Source organism: Klebsiella sp. GG_Kp173 (genome assembly GCF_040062415.1).
In the GTDB taxonomy this organism is placed as follows: domain Bacteria; phylum Pseudomonadota; class Gammaproteobacteria; order Enterobacterales; family Enterobacteriaceae; genus Klebsiella; species Klebsiella quasipneumoniae.
Map to the genome: position 1 here is coordinate 216,417 of NZ_JBEAFZ010000002.1, position 16,721 is coordinate 233,137.

The window sequence follows — 16,721 nt, forward strand, 5'->3', positions numbered from 1 at the left end:
TGGCTTGTGGAGTCGCCCGTGCAGGATCGCAATTTCGATGACATTGCTGAAAAGTTTTCGCGCAATATTTACGGCACCACAAAAGGCCAGCTGCGCCAGGCGATCCTCTGGCAGGATCTGGAGCCGCTGCTGGCGCAGCTGGGGCCGGGGCCGCTGAGGGTACTGGATGCCGGCGGCGGAGAAGGGCAAACGGCCATTAAAGTGGCGCAACTGGGTCATCACGTGACGCTGTGCGATCTCTCCGCTGAAATGGTGGCCCGCGCCCGCCAGGCTGCTGTCGATAAAGGTGTGATCGACAACATGCATTTTGTACAATGCGCGGCTCAGGATATTGCGCAGCACTTGGAAAGCCCGGTCGATCTGGTACTGTTTCATGCGGTGCTGGAGTGGGTGGCGGAGCCCCAGGCGGTGCTGCGTACCCTGTGGTCGACGCTGCGTCCTGGCGGCGGCTTGTCGTTGATGTTCTACAATGCTAACGGCCTGCTGATGCACAATATGGTTGCCGGTAATTTCGATTACGTACAACTGGGCATGCCAAAAAAGAAAAAACGCACGCTGTCGCCGGATTATCCGCGTGAGCCGCAGCAGGTTTATCACTGGCTGGAAGAGATTGGCTGGCAGATTGTCAGCAAAACCGGCGTGCGGGTGTTTCATGATTATCTGCGTGAAAAACGCCAACAGCATGACAGCTATGCGGCGCTGCTGGAGCTGGAGACGCGCTACTGTCGTCAGGAGCCGTACCTCAGCCTGGGCCGTTATATTCATGTCACCGCGCTTAAGAGCCAGGCTCATAGCCGCAGATGCAAGGATAAAGTATGAGTGAATTTTCCCAGACAGTCCCCGAACTGGTTGCCTGGGCCAGGAAAAATGATTTTTCTATCTCGCTGCCGGTCGACAGACTCTCTTTCCTGCTGGCGATCGCCACCCTGAATGGCGAACGGCTGGAAGGGGAAATGAGCGAGGGAGAACTGGTGGATGCGTTCCGCCACGTGAGTGATGCGTTTGAGCAGACCAGCGAAACCATCAGCCAGCGCGCCAATAACGCCATCAACGATTTGGTGCGCCAGCGTCTGCTGAACCGCTTTACCAGCGAAATTACCGAAGGCAATGCAATCTATCGTCTGACGCCGTTGGGGATCGGGATCACCGATTATTATATCCGGCAGCGCGAATTTTCGACGCTGCGTCTCTCGATGCAGTTGTCGATCGTCGCCGGCGAGCTGAAGCGCGCGGCGGATGCCGCGGAAGAGGGCGGCGATGAGTTTCACTGGCATCGCAACGTTTTTGCCCCGCTGAAGTATTCGGTAGCGGAAATTTTCGACAGCATCGACCTGACGCAGCGCATCATGGATGAGCAGCAGCAGCTGGTGAAAGACGATATCGCGCAGCTGTTGAACAAAGACTGGCGCGCGGCGATTTCCAGCTGTGAACTGTTGCTGTCGGAAACCTCCGGCACCCTGCGTGAACTGCAGGATACGCTGGATGCGGCGGGGGATAAGCTGCAGGCGAATCTGCTGCGCATTCAGGATTCGACCATGGCGCGCGACGATCTCCATTTTGTCGACCGGCTGGTGTTCGACCTGCAAAGCAAGCTGGACCGCATCGTCAGCTGGGGCCAACAGGCGATTGACCTGTGGATCGGCTATGACCGCCACGTGCACAAGTTTATCCGTACCGCTATCGATATGGATAAGAACCGCGTCTTCGCCCAGCGTCTGCGCCAGTCGGTACAGACCTATTTTGATGAGCCGTGGGCGCTGACTTACGCCAACGCCGACCGTCTGCTGGATATGCGCGACGAGGAGATGGCCCTGCGCGATGAAGAGGTCACCGGCGAGCTGCCGGCGGACCTCGAATTTGAAGAGTTTAACGAAATTCGCGAGCAGCTGGCGGCGCTGATCGAAGCGCAGCTGGCGGTCTATAAAGAGAAAGGAATACCGCTGGATCTCGGCCTGGTGGCGCGGGAGTTCCTGGCGCAGTATCCGCGCGGGCGTCACTTCGACGTGGCGCGGATCGTCGTGGATCAGGCGGTACAGCTGGGCGTCGCCCAGGCAGATTTCACCGGACTGCCAGCCAAATGGCAGCCGATTAATGATTACGGAGCCAAGGTACAGGCGCATGTCATTGACAAATATTGAACAAGTGATGCCGGTTAAGTTGGCGCAGGCGTTAGCCAATCCGTTATTTCCGGCGCTGGACAGCGCCTTGCGCGCGGGCCGACATATCGGCCTCGACGAGCTGGATAATCACGCATTTTTGATGGACTTCCAGGATTATCTGGAAGAGTTTTACGCTCGCTATAACGTCGAGCTGATCCGCGCGCCGGAGGGGTTTTTCTACCTGCGCCCGCGTTCCACAACCCTGATTTCACGCTCGGTGCTGTCCGAACTGGATATGATGGTGGGCAAAATTCTTTGCTATCTCTATCTCAGCCCGGAGCGCCTGGCAAACGAAGGAATTTTCACCCAGCAGGAGCTGTATGACGAGCTGCTGACCCTGGCGGATGAAGCCAGGCTGCTGAAGCTGGTCAACAACCGTTCCACCGGTTCGGATCTGGACCGTCAGAAGCTGCAGGAAAAAATGCGCGCGTCGCTAAACCGCCTGCGCCGTCTGGGGATGGTGTGGTTTATGGGCCACGACAGCAGTAAGTTCCGCATTACCGAATCGGTATTCCGCTTTGGCGCCGATGTACGCGCCGGCGACGACCCGCGCGAGGCGCAGCGCCGCCTGATCCGCGACGGGGAAGCGATGGCCCTGGAAAATCACCTGCAGCTCAATGATGAGAATGAAGAGAACCAGCCGGATAGCGGGGAGGAAGAGTAATGATTGAACGCGGTAAGTTTCGCTCGCTGACGCTGGTTAACTGGAACGGCTTCTTTGCCCGGACCTTTGATCTTGATGAACTGGTCACTACCCTCTCCGGGGGGAACGGCGCCGGTAAGTCGACGACCATGGCGGCCTTCGTCACGGCGCTGATCCCCGATTTAACCTTGCTGCACTTCCGTAACACCACTGAAGCGGGGGCCACCAGCGGCTCACGCGATAAAGGCCTGCACGGTAAGCTGCGCGCCGGCGTCTGTTACTCAGTGCTCGACGTTATCAACTCCCGCCATCAGCGCGTGGTGGTCGGCGTGCGCCTGCAGCAGGTTGCCGGGCGCGATCGCAAAGTCGATATCAAGCCTTTCGCCATTCAGGGGCTGCCCACCTCTATCCTGCCGACCCAGCTGTTAACCGAAACGCTGAACGATCGCCAGGCGCGCGTAGTCAGTCTCAATGAGCTGAAAGAAAAGCTCGAGGCGATGGAAGGGGTCCAGTTTAAGCAGTTCAACTCGATCACCGAGTATCATTCGCTGATGTTCGATCTGGGCGTGGTGGCGCGCCGTCTGCGTTCCGCCTCCGATCGAAGTAAATATTATCGCCTGATCGAGGCCTCGCTATACGGCGGGATCTCCAGCACCATTACCCGCTCGCTGCGCGACTACCTGTTGCCGGAAAACAGCGGCGTGCGTAAGGCATTCCAGGATATGGAAGCGGCGCTGCGGGAAAACCGCATGACTCTCGAGGCGATCCGCGTCACCCAGTCCGATCGCGATCTGTTCAAACATCTGATTAGCGAAGCCACCAACTACGTGGCGGCGGACTATATGCGTCACGCCAACGAGCGGCGTATTCATCTTGATAAGGCGCTGGAGTTTCGTCGCGATCTCTTTACCTCGCGTTCGCAACTGGCGGCGGAGCAGTATAAGCACGTCGACATGGCGCGCGAGCTGCAGGAGCATAACGGCGCAGAAGGCGATCTGGAAGCGGATTACCAGGCCGCCAGCGATCACCTGAACCTGGTGCAGACCGCGCTGCGTCAGCAGGAAAAAATCGAGCGCTACGAAGCGGATCTCGACGAGCTGCAGATCCGTCTGGAAGAGCAGAACGAAGTGGTGGCGGAAGCCATCGATCGCCAGGAAGAGAACGAAGCCCGCGCCGAGGCTGCCGAGCTGGAAGTGGATGAGCTGAAAAACCAGCTGGCCGACTATCAGCAGGCGCTTGACGTGCAGCAGACCCGCGCCATTCAGTATCACCAGGCGCTGCAGGCGCTGGAGCGCGCGAAGGCGCTGTGTCATCTGCCGGACCTGACGCCGGAGAGCGCCGACGAGTGGCTGGAAACCTTCCAGGCGAAAGAGCAGGAAGCGACGGAGAAAATGCTGTCGCTGGAACAGAAAATGAGCGTGGCGCAAACCGCGCACAGCCAGTTTGAACAGGCCTACCAGCTGGTGGCGGCGATTAACGGCCCGCTGGCGCGCAATGAAGCCTGGGACGTGGCGCGCGAATTGCTGCGCGACGGCGTGAACCAGCGCCACCAGGCCGAGCAGGCGCAGGGGCTGCGCAGCCGCCTCAACGAGCTGGAGCAGCGCCTGCGCGAGCAGCAGGACGCCGAGCGCCAGCTGGCTGAGTTCTGCAAACGCCAGGGCAAACGCTACGATATCGACGATCTGGAAACGCTGCATCAGGAGCTGGAAGCGCGCATCGCTTCGCTGGCCGACAGCGTTTCTAACGCTCAGGAACAGCGCATGACACTGCGCCAGGAGCTGGAGCAGCTGCAGTCGCGCACTCAGACGCTGATGCGCCGGGCGCCAGTCTGGCTGGCGGCGCAGAACAGCCTTAACCAGCTGTGCGAGCAGAGCGGCGAGCAGTTTGAATCCGGCCAGGAGGTTACCGAATACCTGCAGCAGCTGCTGGAGCGCGAGCGCGAAGCTATCGTTGAACGTGACGAGGTCGGCGCCCGCAAGCGCGCCATCGACGAAGAAATCGAGCGTCTCAGCCAGCCGGGCGGTTCGGAAGATCCGCGCCTCAACGCGCTGGCGGAACGGTTCGGCGGTGTTCTGCTGTCCGAGATCTACGATGATGTTAGCCTTGACGATGCGCCGTACTTCTCCGCGCTGTACGGTCCGTCGCGCCACGCCATCGTGGTGCCGGATCTGTCGCAGGTTGCCGAGCAGCTTGAAGGGCTGGAAGATTGTCCCGAAGATCTCTATCTGATCGAAGGCGATCCGCAGTCCTTTGACGATAGCGTATTCAGCGTGGACGAGCTGGAAAAAGCGGTGGTGGTGAAGATTGCCGACCGCCAGTGGCGTTATTCGCGCTTCCCGTCGCTGCCGCTGTTTGGCCGCGCCGCGCGTGAAAACCGCATTGAAACCCTGCATGCCGAGCGTGAATCGCTGTCCGAGCGTTTTGCGACCCTGTCTTTCGATGTGCAGAAAACGCAGCGCCTGCATCAGGCTTTTAGCCGCTTCATTGGCAGCCATCTGGCGGTGGCCTTCGAGGACGATCCGGAAGAAGAGATCCGCAAACTCAACAGCCGCCGCGGCGAGCTGGAGCGCGCGCTGAGCGCCCATGAAAGCGATAACCAACAGAACCGCGTGCAGTATGAGCAGGCGAAAGAGGGCGTGTCGGCGCTTAACCGCCTGCTGCCGCGCCTGAATCTGCTGGCGGATGATACGCTGGCCGACCGCGTGGACGAGATCCAGGAACGTCTGGATGAAGCGCAGGAGGCCGCGCGCTTTATTCAGCAGCACGGCAATCAGCTGGCGAAGCTGGAGCCTATTGTTTCGGTGCTGCAGAGCGATCCGGAGCAGTTTGAGCAGCTGAAAGAAGATTACGCCTATGCGCAGCAGACCCAGCGCGATGCGCGCCAGCAGGCTTTTGCCCTGGCGGAGGTCGTCCAGCGCCGGGCCCACTTCAGTTACTCCGATTCGGCGGAAATGCTCAGTGGCAACAGCGATCTCAACGAGAAGCTGCGCCAGCGTCTGGAGCAGGCGGAAACCGAACGCAGCCGCGCGCGCGACGCGATGCGTGCCCATGCGGCGCAGCTTAGCCAGTACAATCAGGTGCTGGCCTCGCTGAAGAGCTCGTATGACACCAAGAAAGAGCTGCTTAACGATCTGTATAAAGAGCTGCAGGACATTGGCGTGCGCGCCGATGCCGGCGCGGAAGAGCGGGCCCGTGTGCGTCGCGATGAGCTGCACATGCAGCTGAGCAATAACCGCTCCCGTCGCAATCAGCTGGAGAAAGCGTTGACCTTCTGCGAAGCGGAAATGGACAACCTGACCCGCAAACTGCGCAAGTTAGAGCGCGATTATTGCGAAATGCGCGAGCAGGTGGTGACCGCCAAGGCGGGCTGGTGCGCGGTGATGCGCCTGGTGAAAGACAACGGCGTCGAGCGTCGTCTGCACCGCCGCGAGCTGGCCTATCTTTCCGCCGACGAGCTGCGCTCCATGTCGGATAAGGCGCTCGGTGCGCTGCGTCTGGCGGTCGCTGATAACGAACATCTGCGCGACGTGCTGCGTATCTCGGAAGATCCGAAGCGTCCGGAGCGCAAAATTCAGTTCTTCGTTGCCGTCTACCAGCATCTGCGCGAGCGTATCCGCCAGGATATTATCCGCACCGATGATCCGGTGGAAGCGATCGAGCAGATGGAGATTGAGCTCAGCCGCCTGACCGAAGAGCTAACAAACCGCGAACAGAAGCTGGCCATCAGCTCCCGCAGCGTGGCCAACATTATTCGCAAAACCATTCAGCGCGAGCAGAATCGTATCCGGATGCTCAATCAGGGATTGCAGAGCGTCTCCTTCGGCCAGGTCAACAGCGTGCGTCTGAACGTCAATGTGCGTGAGACCCATTCGATGCTGCTCGATGTGCTCTCCGAGCAGCATGAACAGCATCAGGATCTGTTCAACAGCAACCGCCTGACCTTCTCGGAAGCGCTGGCTAAGCTCTATCAGCGCCTGAATCCGCAGATCGACATGGGGCAGCGCACGCCGCAAACCATCGGTGAAGAGCTGCTCGACTACCGCAACTATCTGGAGATGGAAGTGGAAGTTAACCGCGGCTCCGACGGCTGGCTGCGCGCGGAGTCCGGCGCGCTGTCCACCGGGGAAGCGATCGGTACCGGGATGTCGATTCTGGTGATGGTCGTCCAGAGCTGGGAAGATGAATCCCGCCGCCTGCGCGGCAAGGATATCTCGCCTTGCCGTCTGCTGTTCCTCGATGAAGCGGCGCGTCTCGATGCCCGCTCCATCGCCACGCTGTTCGAGCTGTGCGAACGTCTGGAGATGCAGCTGATTATCGCGGCGCCGGAGAACATCAGTCCGGAGAAAGGCACCACCTATAAACTGGTGCGTAAAGTGTTCAATAATCACGAACACGTCCACGTGGTGGGGCTGCGCGGGTTTGCCGCGCCGCTGCCGGAAGCGCTGCCGGGAACGGCCGACGCCTCCTGAGGCTGCGGCTACATTCTGGCGGTTAAGCGGTGAAGAGGGCAACGTTAAGTTGCCCTTTTTTTCTATCCAGCCCGGCATGCCAGGGTGGTATAATCTTTAAACTTCTTTACATTAGGTAAGGCAAAAGCCTTTTCGTCTTTATATACTGAAAAAGAGCCCCAATTTTGTGGGCTGCAATGTGTGACAACAGGGGGCAAGGGATGTTGCTAAAGAAACGGTATGGTCGTCCATTGTCAGCGCTCAGCCTGAGCCTGGCACTGGCATTTGCTCCGCTGTTCAATGTCCAGGCCGAAGAGCCTGAAGTCGTACCCGGCGACAGTTCCGCGACGCCCGCTGAGGTCTCTGTCGCGCTGGCGCAAAGCGATGGGCAATCGCCGGCGGTCGCGAAGCTGGCCGGTGAGCAGCCGCTGTCGATGGTGACGGCGGCAAACAGTCGCGCCCAGATCGAGGCGCTGTTGCCGGCAGGGTATAAACCCGTCTTTATGAATCCGCTGGTGTCGCTTTACGCCGCCAGGGATATGAAACCGATGTGGGAAAACCGCGAGGCGGTGCAGGCGTTCCAGCAGCAGCTGGCGGAGATCGCCATCGCCGGTTTTCAGCCGCAGTTTACCACCTGGGTCAGTCTGCTGACCGATCCCGCCGTCAGCGGCATGGCGCGCGATGTGGTGCTGTCGGACGCCATGATGGGCTATCTGCACTTTATCAGCGGCATCCCCACCCAGGGGACCCGCTGGTTGTACAGTTCAACGCCGTACAAGATGGCGACCCCGCCGCTGTCGGTGATTAACCAGTGGCAGCTGGCGCTGGACAATGGCTCCCTGCCGGCGTTTATCGCCGGCCTGGCGCCGCATCATCCGCAGTATGAAGCCATGCATCAGTCGCTGCTTGCGCTGGTGGCTGATTCTCGCCCGTGGCCGCAGATGACCGGCAGCGGCTCGCTGCGCCCCGGCGAATGGAGCAATGATATCGGTGCCCTGCGCGAGATCCTCCAGCGTACCGGGATGCTGGACAATACCGCCAATATCGTTCTGCCTGGCGATGTGGTGAGCCCGTCGGCGAAGAAAAAGAGCAAACCCGCGGCGCGCGGCGTGTACGATCGCCAGCTGGTGGAGGGGGTTAAGCGCTTCCAGGCGATGCAGGGGCTGGGGGCGGATGGCGTCATCGGCCAGTCGACTCGCGACTGGCTCAACGTCTCTTCCGCGCAGCGCGCAGGGGTGCTGGCCCTGAACATTCAGCGTTTACGCTTACTGCCGGGCAAACTATCCACCGGCATTATGGTCAATATTCCGGCGTTCTCGCTGGTCTATTACCAGGACGGCAGCCAGGTGCTGGCCTCGCGGGTGATTGTGGGGCGTCCGGACCGCAAAACGCCAATGATGAGCAGCGCGCTGAATAACGTGGTGGTCAATCCGCCGTGGAACGTGCCGCCAACCCTGGCGCGCAAAGATATCCTGCCGAAGGTGCGTAACAATCCAGGCTATCTGGAGCAGCATGGCTACACCGTGATGCGCGGCTGGAACAGTAAAGAGACCATCGATCCTTATCGGGTTGACTGGTCGACCATCACCGAGAACAACTTACCGTTCCGCTTCCAGCAGGCGCCCGGGGCGCGTAACTCGCTCGGACGCTACAAATTCAATATGCCGAGCTCCGATGCCATCTACCTGCACGATACGCCGAACCATAATCTGTTCCAGAAGGATGTTCGTGCGCTCAGTTCCGGCTGTGTGAGGGTGAATAAGGCTTCGGAGCTGGCCAATATGCTGCTGCAGGATGCGGGCTGGAATGACTCGCGTATTTCTGATGCCCTGAAGCAAGGGGACACGCGCTATGTCAATATTCGGCAAAATATACCGGTGAATTTATATTACTTAACGGCGTTTGTGGACGCTGATGGACGTACACAATATCGAACAGATATTTACAATTACGATATCACTGCGCGATCCAGCGCACAAATTCTGACGAAAGCTGAACAATTAATCAGGTAAATGAAGTAGTTCAATGGATTTTGTTGTCCTAGCACTGGGTAAAAAAGGGCGCTGCTCCTCTGCAGCGCCCGATTTTCCTGGGGTGAGGCTGCCTTGACGTTGGCAATAATGCCCGGTAAGGTGCCTTTCGTGCGCCAGAAGTGCATATACATATCATTCCGCTCAATGCGTGGCGCGGTCAGCGCGAACGCTCTCTTTTGCCAGGCTGCATCAAGGCTGTGGCGAGCGATGGCGTGCTGAGGTTCTGCATCGCGCAAGGCGGAAAAAGTATATAACGATTCATTGACTGTAGACCTGATTATCATGGACAAATTTGACGCTAATCGCCGCAGATTGCTGGCGTTGGGTGGTGCTGCGCTGGGTGCTGCCGCCATTCTCCCTGCGCCGGCATTTGCCACCCTCTCGACCCCCCGTCCGCGTATTTTGACGCTGAATAACCTGCATACTGGTGAATCACTCAAGGCGGAGTTTTTCGATGGCAGAGGCTATATTCAGGATGAATTAGCAAGACTTAACCATTTTTTCCGTGATTACCGCGCGAATAAAATTAAGTCCATCGATCCAAATCTGTTCGATCATCTTTATCGGTTGCAGGGGCTACTTGGCACCAACAAACCTGTCCAGCTTATCTCTGGCTATCGTTCCCTCGATACCAATGATGAGCTTCGCGCACGAAGCCGTGGTGTAGCAAAACACAGCTATCACACCAAGGGGCAGGCAATGGATTTCCATATTGAAGGTATTTCGTTAAGCAATATTCGCAAAGCGGCGTTATCTATGCGCGCAGGTGGTGTAGGATATTACCCACGTAGTAACTTTGTGCATATTGATACCGGTCCCGTAAGGCACTGGTAACGAAAGGAGCGTCATGAACTATCGTATTATTCCGGTTACCGCGTTCGCGCAGAACTGTTCTCTTATCTGGTGCGAACAAACCCGGCTGGCGGCGCTGGTCGATCCTGGCGGCGATGCTGAACGTATCAAAGCGGTGGTGACGGAGGCTGGCGTCACGCTGATGCAGATTCTGCTGACGCATGGCCACCTCGATCACGTCGGCGCCGCTGCGGAACTGGCGGAGCATTATGGCGTGCCGGTTATTGGTCCGGAAAAAGAAGATGAGTTCTGGCTGGAAGGCTTACCGGCGCAAAGCCGGATGTTCGGCCTGGAGGATTGCCAGCCGCTGCGTCCGGATCGCTGGCTTAATGAAGGCGACGTGGTTAATGTGGGGAATGTGGCGCTGCGGGTGCTGCACTGCCCAGGCCATACTCCTGGTCATGTGGTCTTCTTTGATGACGCTTCCCGACTGCTCATTTCCGGGGATGTGATTTTCAAAGGCGGGGTGGGGCGCAGTGATTTTCCACGCGGCGACCATGGGCAGCTGATCGCGGCCATTAAGGATAAGCTGTTGCCGTTGGGCGATGACGTGACCTTTATTCCCGGCCATGGTCCGCTGTCGACGCTGGGTGAGGAACGCCGCAACAACCCGTTCCTGCAGGATGAGATGCCGGTCTGGTAACCCACCTGACGCGAACATAAAAAAGGCCGCATTCGCGGCCTTTTTCTTGATATCGAATAATATTGCTTACAGCACGGCGACGATGGCTTCGCACAGCGGCGCCATGTTGTCAGGCGTCATGCCGGCCACGTTGATACGGCCGGACGCGACCGCATAGATGGCGAACTCTTCACGCAGACGCAGCACCTGCTCTTTCGTCAGGCCGCTGAACGAGAACATACCGTTCTGTTTGCTGATAAAGCTGAAGTCGCGGCTCGCGCCTTTCTCCTGCAGGGTGTTGACGAACAGCAGTCGCATGCGCTGAATGCGCTGGCGCATATCGGTCAGCTCCTGCTCCCAGATCGCCCTCAGCGCATCGTTGCTCAGAATGGTCGCGACCACGGACGCGCCGTGCGCAGGCGGGTTTGAGTAGTTAGCGCGGATCACCGACTTCATCTGGCTGAATGCGCGGTCTACAGTCTCCTGATCGGCGGCGACCAGAGTGCAGGCGCCGACGCGCTCGTTGTACAGGCCAAAGTTTTTCGAGTAGGAGCTGGCGACCAGCAGCTCTTTATGCAGAGCAGCAAAGGCGCGCAACCCTTCAGCATCTTCTTCCAGGCCGCGGGCGAAGCCCTGATAGGCGAAATCGAACAGCGGCAGCCAGCCTTTCTCGGCCGACAGCTGCGCCAGCGTCTGCCACTGATCGAGCGTGGGATCGATACCGGTCGGGTTGTGGCAGCAGCCGTGGAACAGTACCACGTCGCCCGCCTGGGCTTCGTTCAGGCTGGCCAGCAGACCATCAAAGTCCAGCGCGTGGTTAGCCGCGTCGTAGTAGGCATATTCACGCACTTCCAGCCCGGCGGAGGTAAACACACTCTTATGGTTTGGCCAGCTCGGATTGCTTACCCACACGCGTTTCACGTCGGTGTTTTTGGCGAGGAAGTCTGCGGCGACGCGCAGCGCACCGGTACCGCCCGGGGTCTGCGCGGTGCGGGCGCGTTTATCGGCGATAATCGCATTGCCTTTACCGAACAGCAGCTCCTGAGTGCAGCGACCAAATTCAGGAATACCATCGATGCCCAGATAGTTTTTAGTCGTTTCATTTTCCAGCAGGTACTGCTCTGCTTTTTTGACGCTGGTCAGAACGGGGGTTTTACCAGTTTCATCCTTGTAAACACCAATTCCGAGGTTAATCTTTTCAGGGCGGTCATCGGCACGAAACAGATCGGCCAGACCTAAAATCGGGTCGGCTGGGGCGGCGGTAATGTTCTCAAACATGACGAGGTTCCATTGTGATTACTGAAGGGAAATCCGCTATCAGGTTAACGGGAGAACAACGAATTGCCAACCGTTTGCGACAAAAAGCGCGAAGGTTTTCGAAAGATACGATCTTTGCCTCACGAATAGAGAAAAGCAGGACCGAAGTCCTGCTCTGAAGGCATATCACGAAGGGGTGTACTGCAAATTAGAACTGGTAAACGATACCCACGGCCGCCTGGTCGTCGGTCGCTACGCCAGCTTCACGCGTATAAGCGTTGTCGTCCAGTTGGTTGAACTTGTACGCCGCATAGACGTTCATGTTCTTGTTGAAGTAGTACCAGGTACCCACTTCGACGTATTTAACCAGATCCGCATCGCCGCCGGAGAAGCCGCCGCGCGCCTGCAGGTCTTTGCCTTTGGTCTGTACGTAGCCGATGGACGGACGCAGGCCGAAGTCGAACTGATACTGTACAACGGCTTCGAAGTTCTGGGTTTTGCCCGCGAAGTAGTTACCCTGGTTTTCCGGGGTCATGTTGTAAGTCTGGGAGTACATGACGGCCGCGTAAACGTTGTTGGCGTCATATTTTGCAGAGGTTGCCCAGGCTTCGGCTTTGTCGCCATTGCCGTCAGCTTTCTGAGCTACGCTACGGTTGGAACCGGAGTAGCCAGCGGACAGCGCGATACCGTTGTCGAACGCGTAGGTCGCCGCGGTGCTGAAGCCGTCGCCATTCTGCTTGTGGATCGAACGGTCGTGGTCGTTTTTACCCTGGTACTGCAGCGCGAAGCTCAGGCCGTCAACCAGACCGAAGAAGTCAGAGTTACGGTAGGTTGCCACGCCGTTGGTACGGCCGGTCATGTAGTTGTCGGTGTAGTTCCAGCCGTCGCCGCCCCATTCAACCAGCATATCGGTTGCTGCTTCGACGTCGTAGATTGCGCCGTAGTTACGGCCGTAGTCGAATGAACCATACTCGCCCGCTTTCAGACCTGCGAACGCCAGACGGGTTTTGGTCGGCTGGGAACCTTCAACGTTGGAGGCGTCCATGTTGTATTCCCACTGACCGTAGCCGGTCAGCTGATCGTTGATCTGGGTTTCGCCTTTCAGGCCGATACGGGCGTAGGTGGTATCGTCGCTGCTGGTGTCGCCATTGGTGGTCCAGACGTGCTCGCCGACCATTTTTCCATAGAAGTCCAGTTTGTTGCCGTTTTTGTTATAGATTTCTGCAGCGTTAGCTGCACCGGCTACCAGCAGGGCAGGGATCACCACTGCCAGAATATTGCGCTTCATCATTATTTATTACCCTCATTAATATTTTTTATATGAACACGTGCCACTGCCGTCAATAAGTTCTGTCAATAAAAACTTACAGAACCATTGATGAGAGTTTGGTGTCTGAAGGCATCTTTCCATCCGCGACAACGTTTCGCTAGCCGGAAAATGCTACTAATATCTCATATGAGTAACAAAACGAAAAAACATGTAACTGAATATGTATTTTTGGGAACTTTGTGAACTTAGTCAAAATTCCGTTCCACATGGTGAGGTAAATCCCCCTTCCATATCTATCTATATGAAATATTTATGATTAATTTGGATAAAGGTAAATTTGCTCATTTTATGTGTTGAATTAGCCTTCTTTTTATTCAGCCTTTGTCTTGGCAAGACGTGCGGCGCATGGTTAAAAAATGAGCAAATTTATCAGGGGTTTTGCTCTCTTATGAACAAAAAGTGCGATCTGTATCACCAGGATGCACCGAAACAGTGCGTAACATAAATGTGAATTCGAGGCCTTGATGTTTAAGTTTGTTGAATTTTGATAACAGTAATTGACATAAAAAAAGGCCAGCTTGCGCTGGCCTTTCAGGTTTATGTCAGAAAAATTTAGAATGTCGCGTTGCGTGGGGTCCGCGGGAACGGAATGACATCGCGGACGTTCTGCACGCCGGTCACGTAGGCGATCAGACGCTCGAAGCCCAGGCCAAAGCCGGAGTGTGGAACGGTGCCATAGCGGCGCAGATCGCGATACCACCAGTAGTCTTCTTTATTCAGGCCCATCTCGGCCATACGCGCGTCAAGCACGTCGAGGCGCTCTTCACGTTGGGAACCACCGATGATCTCGCCAATACCCGGCGCCAGGACGTCCATTGCCGCGACGGTTTTACCGTCTTCGTTAAGGCGCATGTAGAACGCCTTAATATCTTTCGGGTAGTTTTTCACCACCACCGGCGCTTTGAAGTGTTCTTCAGCCAGGTAACGTTCGTGCTCGGAGGAGAGATCCACGCCCCAGTACACCGGGTTCTCGAATTGCTTGCCGCAGTTTTCCAGAATGGTGACGGCGTCGGTATAATCCACCTGCGCAAAATCAGCGGTGATAAAGCGCTGCAGACGGTCGATAGCGTCTTTATCAACGCGCTCGGCGAAGAACTGCATGTCGTCCGCGCGCTCTTCCAGTACCGCTTTAAAGACGTACTTGAGCATCGCTTCCGCCAGGCCGGCAACATCGTTCAGATTGGCGAAGGCCACTTCCGGCTCCAGCATCCAGAACTCCGCCAGGTGGCGGCTGGTGTTGGAGTTTTCCGCGCGGAAGGTCGGGCCGAAGGTGTAAATCTTCGACAGCGCGCAGGCATAGGTCTCGCCGTTCAGCTGGCCGGAAACGGTCAGGAACGACTCTTTACCGAAGAAGTCTTTGTCGAAATCGACTTTGCCCTGATCGTTACGCGGCAGGTTTTCCAGATCCAGCGTCGACACGCGGAACATTTCGCCGGCGCCTTCGGTATCGGAGGCGGTGATCAGCGGGGTGGAGACCCAGAAGAAGCCCTGCTCATCAAAGAAGCGATGCAACGCCTGCGCCAGGGTGTGACGCACGCGGGCAACCGCGCCGATCAGGTTGGTGCGCGGACGCAGGTGGGCCACTTCACGCAGATACTCGATGCTGTGGCGCTTGGCCGCCATCGGGTAAGTGTCCGGGTCTTCCACCCAGCCGGTCACTTCCACGTTGGTCGCCTGGATCTCAAAGCTCTGACCCTGGCCCTGGGAAGCCACGACTTTACCGGTGACAATCACCGAGCAACCGGTGGTCAGACGCAGCACTTCCTGATTGTAATTGGGCAGAGAATTATTAATAACGGCCTGTACAGGATCAAAGCAGGAACCGTCATAGACGGCGAGGAATGAAAAGCCAGCTTTTGAATCTCGGCGGGTACGCACCCATCCGCGGACCGTGACTTCGCTGTCAACGGCAACGCGGCCCTGGAGTACGTCGGCTACAGGCACAACGCTCATAATAATCTCTCTATATAGTCCAATAAAAAAGTCTCTTCCCCCTACAGCGGGGGGATATCTATGTTACCTGTCATCTTCCATCAGACAAGTAGATTTCGCATCATAAGCGGATAATTCGGCAATAAATAATAAAGAAAAAGGAGCCTGAAAGGCTCCTTAAGAAAATTAGCTCGCTTTTTTAATCGGCGGCAGGTCGAACGCTTCGCGCAGGGCGCGGACGAAGGCCTTATCGTGGCAGATGGTTTTCCCCGGGCTGTCGGAGAGTTTCGCCACCGGCTTGCCGTTACATTCCACCAGCTTAATCACGATATTGAGCGGTTTAACCTGCGGCAGATCGCAGGTTAAACGGGTGCCGATCCCAAAGCTGAGTTTCACCCGCGAGGCGAAGTGGCGATACAGGTCGACGGCTTTCGCCAGATCGAGATTATCGGAGAAGACCAGCACTTTGCTCAGCGGATCGATGCCCAGCTTCTGATAATGGGCGATGGCTTTTTCACCCCATTCCACCGGGTCGCCGGAGTCGTGGCGCAAACCCTGATAGCGGGTGGCGAATTCCGGACCGAAATCGCGCAGGAACGCATCCATGGTGATGCAGTCGGTCAGTGCGATGCCCAGTTGGTCAGGATACTCTTCCAGCCAGGCGGCGAGGGCCGCCCGCTGGCTGCTGGCCAGGTTCGGGCTGATCTGCTGATGAGCCTGGAACCACTCATGGGCCTGGGTGCCCATCGGGGTTAAGTTGAGACGGCGCGCCAGATCGTAGTTGCTGGTGCCGACAAACCATGGCTCCTGCTGCAGGCGTTGCACAATAGCTTCCTGCACCTCGCGTGAAAAACGACGGCGGGTGCCGAAATCCATCAGACGGAAGGCGCTCATGTCGAGGCCAGAGGTCATGGTGGCGAAGTCGCCTAGCTTATGTTCCAGCGCGTTTAGCGCTTGTTCCACGCCCGTCTCGGGGGAACGGTAGCGATGGACCAGCTCGCTTATCACCGCCAGCAGCGGGACTTCCCACATGATGGCTTCCCGCCATGGGCCGGTAAGGCGAATGTTCAGCTTGCCATTGTCATTGGTGACCGTGACCTGGCGTGGGTCATAGCGAAAATCGCGCAGCCAGTCGAGGTAATCCTGGCGAAAAAAAGGAAGGGTGGACAGCCAGCGATATTCATCATCCCGCAGCCTCAGGTCGCGCATGGACTCCACCTGCTCGCGGATCGCGTCGGCATAGATGCCGAGCAGGTCGTCTCCGCGGCAGCGAAACTCCGCCGCCACATGTACATCGCCGTAGCGGTGGAAGACAGCCTGCTGCATGTGCAGCTTGTAGGCATCCGTATCAAGCAGCGAGTGCAGTACAGGAGAAGTGAATTGTGTCATGGTGCGCAGTAGCATCCTCTCACTGGAGCGTTCCATCGAAACCAACGCGGAAAAAG

The 16,721-nt window shown here is 57.4% G+C and carries 11 protein-coding genes; 7 read left to right on the forward strand and 4 right to left on the reverse strand.

Annotation, left to right across the window (positions count from 1 at the left end; genetic code table 11):
* Positions 1-18 precede the first annotated feature (18 nt).
* The 7 genes from cmoM to ABLU50_RS02930 all read left to right on the forward strand — a co-directional run bounded on the left by cmoM (position 19) and on the right by ABLU50_RS02930 (position 10,778).
* Positions 19-819: a tRNA uridine 5-oxyacetic acid(34) methyltransferase CmoM gene (gene cmoM / locus ABLU50_RS02900; protein ID WP_017899447.1), complete on the forward strand. Its 801-nt coding sequence runs from the start codon at positions 19-21 to the stop codon at positions 817-819.
* Complete coding sequence (mukF, locus tag ABLU50_RS02905) at positions 816-2,138, forward strand: chromosome partition protein MukF (protein WP_002898189.1); 1,323 nt, start codon at positions 816-818, stop codon at positions 2,136-2,138. The genes cmoM and mukF overlap by 4 nt, the downstream gene beginning before the upstream one ends.
* Positions 2,119-2,823 (forward strand): chromosome partition protein MukE, encoded by a 705-nt coding sequence (gene mukE, locus ABLU50_RS02910; RefSeq protein WP_032735144.1) that lies wholly within the window; start codon positions 2,119-2,121, stop codon positions 2,821-2,823. Before mukF ends, mukE begins: the two co-directional genes overlap by 20 nt.
* Positions 2,823-7,271: a chromosome partition protein MukB gene (gene mukB / locus ABLU50_RS02915; protein WP_087832932.1), complete on the forward strand. Its 4,449-nt coding sequence runs from the start codon at positions 2,823-2,825 to the stop codon at positions 7,269-7,271. The genes mukE and mukB overlap by 1 nt, the downstream gene beginning before the upstream one ends.
* A 200-nt stretch (positions 7,272-7,471) precedes the next feature.
* On the forward strand, positions 7,472-9,262 hold the full coding sequence (gene ldtD / locus ABLU50_RS02920; protein ID WP_057214188.1) for a L,D-transpeptidase: 1,791 nt from the start codon (positions 7,472-7,474) through the stop codon (positions 9,260-9,262).
* A gap of 303 nt (positions 9,263-9,565) precedes the next feature.
* Entirely contained in the window at positions 9,566-10,117 is a 552-nt protein-coding gene (locus tag ABLU50_RS02925) for a YcbK family protein (RefSeq protein WP_004201403.1), read from the forward strand.
* Positions 10,118-10,130: 13 nt separating this feature from the next.
* On the forward strand, positions 10,131-10,778 hold the full coding sequence (locus ABLU50_RS02930) for an MBL fold metallo-hydrolase (RefSeq protein ID WP_004201404.1): 648 nt from the start codon (positions 10,131-10,133) through the stop codon (positions 10,776-10,778).
* Between the two features lie 66 nt (positions 10,779-10,844).
* On the opposite strand, the gene ABLU50_RS02935 is transcribed toward ABLU50_RS02930, so the two are convergent.
* From ABLU50_RS02935 to pncB, 4 genes are all read right to left on the reverse strand, one after another.
* Entirely contained in the window at positions 10,845-12,035 is a 1,191-nt protein-coding gene (locus ABLU50_RS02935) for an amino acid aminotransferase (protein ID WP_023320074.1), read from the reverse strand.
* A 187-nt stretch (positions 12,036-12,222) separates the two neighbouring features.
* Positions 12,223-13,305 carry a porin OmpK35 gene (gene ompK35, locus ABLU50_RS02940; RefSeq protein WP_060656395.1) on the reverse strand — a complete coding sequence of 361 codons (1,083 nt, stop codon included), beginning with the start codon at positions 13,303-13,305 and terminating at the stop codon, positions 12,223-12,225.
* 591 nt (positions 13,306-13,896) lie between these two features.
* A complete protein-coding gene (asnS, locus tag ABLU50_RS02945) occupies positions 13,897-15,297 on the reverse strand; it encodes an asparagine--tRNA ligase (protein WP_017899452.1) in 1,401 nt (466 codons plus the stop codon).
* Between the two features lie 165 nt (positions 15,298-15,462).
* Positions 15,463-16,665: a nicotinate phosphoribosyltransferase gene (pncB, locus tag ABLU50_RS02950; RefSeq protein WP_057214191.1), complete on the reverse strand. Its 1,203-nt coding sequence runs from the start codon at positions 16,663-16,665 to the stop codon at positions 15,463-15,465.
* Positions 16,666-16,721: the final 56 nt, after the last annotated feature.

Excerpts from the sequence above, each read along its gene's own strand:
- mukF (WP_002898189.1), top strand. The coding sequence starts at position 816 with ATGAGTGAATTTTCCCAGACAGTCCCCGAACTGGTTGCCTGGGCCAGG.
- mukE (WP_032735144.1), top strand. The coding sequence starts at position 2,119 with ATGTCATTGACAAATATTGAACAAGTGATGCCGGTTAAGTTGGCGCAG.
- mukB (WP_087832932.1), top strand. The coding sequence starts at position 2,823 with ATGATTGAACGCGGTAAGTTTCGCTCGCTGACGCTGGTTAACTGGAAC.
- ldtD (WP_057214188.1), top strand. The coding sequence starts at position 7,472 with ATGTTGCTAAAGAAACGGTATGGTCGTCCATTGTCAGCGCTCAGCCTG.
- ABLU50_RS02925 (WP_004201403.1), top strand. The coding sequence starts at position 9,566 with ATGGACAAATTTGACGCTAATCGCCGCAGATTGCTGGCGTTGGGTGGT.
- ABLU50_RS02930 (WP_004201404.1), top strand. The coding sequence starts at position 10,131 with ATGAACTATCGTATTATTCCGGTTACCGCGTTCGCGCAGAACTGTTCT.
- ABLU50_RS02935 (WP_023320074.1), bottom strand. The coding sequence starts at position 12,035 with ATGTTTGAGAACATTACCGCCGCCCCAGCCGACCCGATTTTAGGTCTG.
- ompK35 (WP_060656395.1), bottom strand. The coding sequence starts at position 13,305 with ATGATGAAGCGCAATATTCTGGCAGTGGTGATCCCTGCCCTGCTGGTA.
- asnS (WP_017899452.1), bottom strand. The coding sequence starts at position 15,297 with ATGAGCGTTGTGCCTGTAGCCGACGTACTCCAGGGCCGCGTTGCCGTT.
- pncB (WP_057214191.1), bottom strand. The coding sequence starts at position 16,665 with ATGACACAATTCACTTCTCCTGTACTGCACTCGCTGCTTGATACGGAT.